Annotated in this window: 8 protein-coding genes; 6 read left to right on the top strand and 2 right to left on the bottom strand. The window is 64.3% G+C overall.

From position 1 onward, the window contains the following. Window positions 1-436, bottom strand: a 436-nt coding sequence (locus MOV74_RS28325; RefSeq protein WP_246929913.1) for an ATP-binding cassette domain-containing protein, incomplete at its 3' end; no start/stop codon positions are given. Window positions 437-542: 106 nt separating this feature from the next. On the opposite strand from MOV74_RS28325, the gene MOV74_RS28320 reads away from it, so the two are divergent. Further along, the gene (locus tag MOV74_RS28320; protein ID WP_246929911.1) at window positions 543-1,361 is read left to right on the top strand and encodes an ABC transporter ATP-binding protein; all 819 of its coding nucleotides are present in this window, start codon (window positions 543-545) and stop codon (window positions 1,359-1,361) included. After that, complete coding sequence (locus MOV74_RS28315; protein ID WP_246929909.1) at window positions 1,361-2,149, top strand: ABC transporter permease; 789 nt, start codon at window positions 1,361-1,363, stop codon at window positions 2,147-2,149. The genes MOV74_RS28320 and MOV74_RS28315 overlap by 1 nt, the downstream gene beginning before the upstream one ends. Window positions 2,150-2,321: 172 nt before the next feature. Here MOV74_RS28315 and MOV74_RS28310 read toward each other — a convergent pair whose 3' ends face one another. Next, a complete protein-coding gene (locus MOV74_RS28310; RefSeq protein ID WP_246929907.1) occupies window positions 2,322-2,771 on the bottom strand; it encodes a cupin domain-containing protein in 450 nt (149 codons plus the stop codon). A gap of 136 nt (window positions 2,772-2,907) precedes the next feature. On the opposite strand from MOV74_RS28310, the gene MOV74_RS28305 reads away from it, so the two are divergent. The 4 genes from MOV74_RS28305 to MOV74_RS28290 all read left to right on the top strand — a co-directional run. After that, a complete protein-coding gene (locus MOV74_RS28305; RefSeq protein WP_246929905.1) occupies window positions 2,908-3,933 on the top strand; it encodes an ABC transporter substrate-binding protein in 1,026 nt (341 codons plus the stop codon). 29 nt (window positions 3,934-3,962) lie between these two features. Further along, the gene (locus MOV74_RS28300) at window positions 3,963-4,667 is read left to right on the top strand and encodes an NUDIX hydrolase (protein ID WP_246929903.1); all 705 of its coding nucleotides are present in this window, start codon (window positions 3,963-3,965) and stop codon (window positions 4,665-4,667) included. 92 nt (window positions 4,668-4,759) lie between these two features. Then, a complete protein-coding gene (locus MOV74_RS28295; protein WP_246929902.1) occupies window positions 4,760-6,070 on the top strand; it encodes an ABC transporter substrate-binding protein in 1,311 nt (436 codons plus the stop codon). Window positions 6,071-6,085: 15 nt separating this feature from the next. Beyond that, window positions 6,086-6,456 (top strand): ATP-binding cassette domain-containing protein (locus MOV74_RS28290; protein WP_246929901.1); only part of this gene is annotated, 371 nt, incomplete at its 3' end.

Here is a 6,456-nt window from a genome sequence, read left to right as displayed (position 1 = left end):
GCTGGCCGCCCGAGAGCGCCTCCGGCAGGCGGTCGCGGTGCGCATCACGATCGAGCTGCACGAGCTCCAGGAGCTCGTCGACGCGTGTCGCGATATCCGCTGCCGGCGCGCCCAGCAGGGTTGGTGTGATCCCGATATTGTCGGCGACGCTCAAATGGGGAAACAGCCCACCGGCCTGGAACACGTAGCCGATCCGGCGCCGCAGCGCGACCGGATCAACGTCTCGCACGTTCTCGCCCTCGACGGTGATCGTGCCGCTATCGGCCTCGATCAGCCGGTTGGCGAGCCGCAGCAGCGTCGTCTTGCCGGAGCCCGAGCCGCCGACGACGGCCAGAAATTCGCCCTCGGCGATGTCGAGCGACACATCGTCGACGGCCCTAAGCGAGCCGAAGCTCTTGGTGACGCGGTGGTAGCTGATCGCCAGCTTCGAGGGCATTGGATGGGGCTCAATTTTTCCTTACCCATGCGTAGCACGCTTGGCGGCTTGATTGAACTTGGCCGCGCGAGCGGCTAAGGCATCAAGCGAAATTCGGAGGAAGCATATGTCGACGCCCACGGCAGTGGCGCTGGAAGATGCCAAGGTCGCGTTCCGGCTGGGGGACGGTCGGGTCTATACGGCGGTGGAGAAAGCTCATCTCGCGGTGGCGCAGGGTGAGTTCGTGGCCATTGTCGGCCCCACGGGCTGCGGGAAATCCACGCTGCTCAACGTTGCGGCCGGGCTGCTGAAGCCTGCCGCCGGCAACGTCAAGATATTCGACCGGCCGCTGGCGGGGCTGAACCGGGATGCCGGCTATCTGTTCCAGGCCGACGCCTTGTTCCCGTGGAAGACCGCGCTCGACAACGTCGCGATCGGGCTCGAGATCAAGGGCACGCCGCGCGCCGAAGCGCTGCCGCGCGCCCAGAAATGGCTGACCTCCGTCGGCCTCGGCGCGTTCGCCGGTCGCTATCCGCACATGCTCTCCGGCGGCCAGCGCAAGCGCGTCGCGCTGGCGCAGGTGCTGATCCGCGACCCGAAGATCCTGCTGATGGATGAGCCGTTCGGGCCGCTCGATGCGCAGACGCGCCAGGTGATGGGCAATCTGCTGCTCGACTTGTGGAACGCCGACCGCAAGGCCGTGCTGTTCGTCACCCATGATCTCGAAGAGGCGATCGCGCTCGCCGACCGCGTCGTGATCATGTCGGCCGGGCCGTCCTCGCGCATCATCGGCGACTGGCGCGTGAGCCTGCCGCGCCCGCGCGACATCTTCGAGGTGCGGCTCGACAAGGAGTTCCATGCGCTGCATCGCGAGATCTGGAGCGTGCTCAAGGACGAGGTGATGAAGGGCTACGCCCAGTCCACGCACGCGGCGGAGGCGGTCTGATGTCGCGCCCGACGCTGCTTGCGCTGCAAATCCTGGTTGCGGTCGTCTGCATTGTGCTGTGGCAGGTGCTGTCGACCGTCCCCCTGTTCGGCAAGATCCTGCTGCCGCCGTTCTTCTTCTCCAATCCGTTCGATGTGTTCATCCAGATCGTGAAGTGGTTCTCGTCCGGCGTGATCTGGAAGCATCTTGGCATCACGCTGACGGAATCGATCCTGGCCTTTGTGATCGGATCAGCCGGCGGCGTGCTGGTCGGCTTCTGGTTCGCACGCCAGCCCCTGGTCGCCGCCGTGTTCGACCCCTACGTCAAGATGGTCAACGCGCTGCCGCGCGTCGTGCTCGCGCCGATCTTCGCGCTGTGGCTCGGCCTTGGCATCTGGTCGAAGGTCGCGCTCGGCGTGACGCTGGTGTTCTTCATCGTGTTCTTCAACGTCTACCAGGGCGTCAAGGAGGTCAGCCGCACCGTGCTCGACAACGGGCGCATGTTGGGAATGAGCGAGCGGCAGTTGATGCGGCACGTCTATTGGCCCTCGGCGCTGTCCTGGATGTTCTCCTCGCTGCACACCTCGGTGGGCTTCGCCGTGGTCGGCGCGGTCGTAGGCGAATATCTGGGATCGGCGGCCGGGCTCGGCTACCTGATCCAGCAGGCCGAGGGCGTGTTCGACGTCGCCGGCGTGTTCGCCGGCATGTTCGTGCTGTCGGCGTTCGTGATCCTGATCGACTATGGCGTCACGCTGGTCGAACGCCGTCTGCTGGTTTGGCGGCCGACGGCATCGGATGGGCGCGGGTAGGGGCGCAAGTTGGTTTCGGATTGCGGGCCGCACCCAGGGTGCGCTCCCTCCCCCGCTTGCGGGGGAGGGTTGGGGAGAGGGTTTCTCCACTTGCGAGAACCCCCAAGAGGAAAGAGGCCTCACCCGCGCCTTCGGCGCGACCTCTCCCGCAAGCGGGAGAGGTGAAGGAAGCTCAATCCAGCAGCTTGGTGTCGTCGGGCGCCTGCGGCGGGGTCTTGATCGCGATCGCCTTGACCTGTCCGCTGATCGGCTTGGTGCCGCCGTGCGGCGTGCCCTTGGGAATGATGACGAGGTCGCCGGGCTTTACCGTGACCTCCTTGTCGCCGAGCCAGATCGTGCCGGTGCCGTCCAGGATGTACTGGATCTCGTTGGTGTTGGGATGCATGTGCTTGGGCACATTGCCGACCTGGATCGAGATGGTTGCGCCGTCGGCGGTCATGAATGTCTTGGAGCGAAAGCCGACCTTGTTGGCGTCCCCGAGCGCATCGCCCTCCATCTCGCCGGTATGGATGATCTGCGCGGTGATGTTTTCGGCGGCGAGTGCCGGCCGGAGCAAATGGGTTGCGCCGCATCCGGCGGCAAAGGCGGCGGCAATCGACAGCCCGGCTGTAAAGCGATTCACGGATGATCCTCCCATCGAGAATTATTCTTGTCGGGGCATGCTATTTCGCCGAATGGCCGATGACCAGTGCCTCCGGCAGCGCTTCTCAAGCCAGCCCTGCTGCTTTATGGTGCCGCCCGCCGAACGGAGGAAACCAATGAAGAACACGATTGCCAGGCTCGCCGGCGCGCTGCTCGCGCTGACGCTCACCACCGGTTTTGCCGCGGCGCAAAGCAAGGTCACCATCGCGATCGGCGGCGGCTCCTGCCTGTGCTATCTGCCGACGGTGCTGGCCAAGCAGCTCGGCGAATACGAGAAGGCCGGCCTGAATGTCGAGCTGGTCGACCTCAAGGGCGGTTCGGACGCGCTCAAGGCCGTGCTCGGCGGCAGCGCCGACGTGGTGTCCGGCTATTTCGACCATTGCGTCAATCTGGCCGCCAAGAAGCAGGAGCTGCAGGCTTTCGTGGTCTATGACCGCTATCCCGGCCTCGTGCTCGTGGTCGCGCCCTCGCGAACCAACGACATCAAGTCGGTCAAGGATCTCGCCGGCAAGAAGGTCGGCGTCAGTGCGCCCGGCTCCTCCACCGACTTCTTCCTGAAGTACATGCTCAAGAAGAACGGCATCGATCCCACCAGCGCCGCCGTGATCGGCGTCGGCCTCGGTGCCACCGCCGTCGCCGCGATGGAGCAGGGCCAGATCGATGCGGCCGTGATGCTCGATCCCTCCGTCACCGTGCTCCAGGGCAACCACAAGGATCTGCGCATCCTCTCCGACACCCGCACGCAGAAGGACACGCTCGACACCTTCGGCGGCGAATATCCCGGCGGGGCTCTGTACTCGACGGCGGCCTGGGTCAATGGCCACGAGAAGGAGACGCAGGGGCTCACCAACGCGATCCTCGCCACGCTCGCCTGGATCCATTCGCACAGCCCTGAGGAGATCATGGCGAAGATGCCGGAAGCGACGGTCGGCAAGAACAAGGACCTCTATCTCGCCGCGCTGAAGAACACGATCCCGATGTACTCCGAGACCGGGAAGATGGATCCGAAGGGCGCTGACGCCGTGCTTTCGGTGTTCAGCGTCGGCTCGCCCGAGGTGGCCAATGCCAAGATCGACGTCAGCAAGACCTTCACCAACAAGTTCGTCGAGCAGGCCAAGAAGACGACGGGGAATGCCAAATAGCTGACGCGAAGATGCGGTAGTCGTCCCTCATGGCGTCACCAATCATTCATCGCGTCACGACGCTCGATCTTGCCGTGCGGCCGATCGTCTGGCCGTTCGCGGAGGAACGGGGGGCCGAGATTGCGGCGCATTTCGCCGAGAAGCAACGCGAGCGGCCGAAGATCTGGAATGGGCGCGTCCTGCTCGGGCAGGACGCGGTGTTTGCGGATGGCCATCTCTCCGCGACCTATTTCGAGACCGATTTTGCCAGCTTCCTCGCCTGGCGCGACTGGGGATTTCCCGACAAGGCGGTGTTCAACGGATTTGGCATGGGCGCGCTGCGCGCTTCCGACGGCGCCTTCATCATGGGCGAAATGGCGCAGCACACCGCCAATGCGGGCCGCATCTATTTCCCCTCGGGCACGCCCGACCTCGACGACGTCATTGAGGGTGCGCTCGACATTCCCGGCAGCGTCGTCCGCGAAATCGAGGAGGAGACCGGCCTGACCGCGGCGGACTATCGGGCCGAGCCGGACTGGCACTGCATCGTCAGCGGCCCCGCGATTGCGATGATGCAGGTGCTCAATCTGGACATGCCCGGCGATGAGGCTCGCGCGCTGATCGAAGCCAATCTCGCCCGTGAGGACGAGCCTGAATTGTCGGCCATTCATCTCGTGCGCGGGATGAGTGATCTCACGCCGACCATGCCGCGATTTGTCACGGCCTTTATCGAGCAGCAGTTCGCTTCGCGCTGATGCGCAAGGCTTGACATCGCTGCGCTCAGCCCATGTGATGGGGCAACGAAAAGCAAGACGAATGCAATGCACAATCGTCCAGGGAGGTTTTGATGCGCCTGCGCATGGCTGCCCGGTTGGTACGTGGGCTGGTGGTCGCGATATCGGCGACGGGCTTGGCGGTGTCCGCCCAGGCTCAGGACAAGAAGATCAAGATCGGCGTTGTTTTTGATTTGACCGGGCCTTTGGCCGGCGGTGGCTCCGAGCTCAATTATGTCGGCACAAAGATCATCCTCGACCATTTCGCCAAGACCGGCGTCGAGGGCTACAAGATCGAGGCGGTCTATGCCGACGCGCAGAGCAAGCCCGACATCGCCATCAACGAATCCGTCCGCCTGCTCGAGCAGGAGAAGGTCGACATGGTGCTCGGCTTCTTCTCCTCGGCGCAGTGCGTGCCCGTAGCCGCCCGCGTCGAGCAGCTCAAGAAGTTCATGTGGATGACGACCTGCATTTCGTCGGCCGTGTTCAACGAGAAGGGCTACAAATACGTGTTCCGGCCGCAGGCGAGCGGCGACCAATTCGGCATGATGACGATGGATTTCATCGCGCAGAACGCCAAGGAGAAGTTCGGCAAGGAACCAAAGGATCTGCGCGTCGCCATCATCCACGAGGACGGCGCCTATGGCGTCGACGTCTCCAAGGGCAACGAGGCCGGCGCGAAGAAAGCCGGCTTCAACGTCGTGCTCAAGGAAGGCTATTCGGCGACAGCGCCTGATCTGTCCCCGCTGGTGACCAAGCTGAAACGCGCCAAGCCCGACGTGATCTTCCACACCGGCTACAATCCGGACATCACCCTGCTGCTGCGCCAGGCCCGCGAGCAGGGCCTGAGGTTCGGCGCGCTGATGGGGCATGGCGCGGGCTATGGTGTCTATGAGAAGCTGAAGGAAGGCATGGGAGCCGATGCCGCCTATATCTTCAACGCGGACCCGATCTCGATCTGGCTGGCCAACCAGAAGACCATGGATCCGAAGCTCTCGCCCGTCATCAAGATGGTCGGCGAGGAGTTCGACAAGATCCGGCCCGGCGTTGCCATCCGCTCCGCCCATGTCGGCATCGGTGCGTCCAACACCTACGTGTTCATGGCGGATGTGCTGCCGCGGGCGATCAAGAAGTACGGTGGCGTCGATCCCGATGCGCTGCGCAAGGCGGCGCTCGACGCCGACATCTCCGAGGGCGGCACCATGCTCGGCTTCGGCGTGAAGTTCTACAGCGAGGGCACGCCCATGGCCGGGCAGAACGAGCGCTCGTTCCCCGTCGTGATCCAGTATCTCGAGGACAAGTCTCATGTGGTGTGGCCGAAGAGCCAGGCGCAGCGCGAGGCCGTGCTGCCGCTGCCGAAAGGCACCACCTACAGCAACCAGTAGCAGCGGAGGGCTTTGGTGCTGGAAGTCAGCGGGCTGGTGAAGCGGTTCGGCGGCTTTACCGCCGTCAACAACGTGTCGTTCCAGGTCGATCAGGGCGAGATCCTCGGCCTGATCGGTCCCAACGGTTCGGGCAAGAGCACGATCTTCAACATGCTTTCCGGCACGCTGGCGCCGACATCGGGCTCGATCATGTTCGGCGGCTCCGAGATCGCAGGCCTCGCGCCGCACCGGATCATCAACAGCGGCATTGGCCGCACCTTCCAGATTCCGCGGCCGTTCCGCCGCCTGACCATCTTCGAGAACGTCGCGCTCGCCGGCTTTTACGGCCAGGGCCGCCACAGCCGGGCCAGGGCGGAGGAGGCGGCCGAACGATCGCTGGCGATGGT

It is taken from the genome of Bradyrhizobium sp. SHOUNA76 (assembly GCF_023006445.1).
Taxonomy (GTDB): Bacteria; Pseudomonadota; Alphaproteobacteria; order Rhizobiales; family Xanthobacteraceae; genus Bradyrhizobium.
Note: the sequence above shows the minus strand (reverse complement) of the source record. Positions and strands in the feature narration are given on the sequence as shown.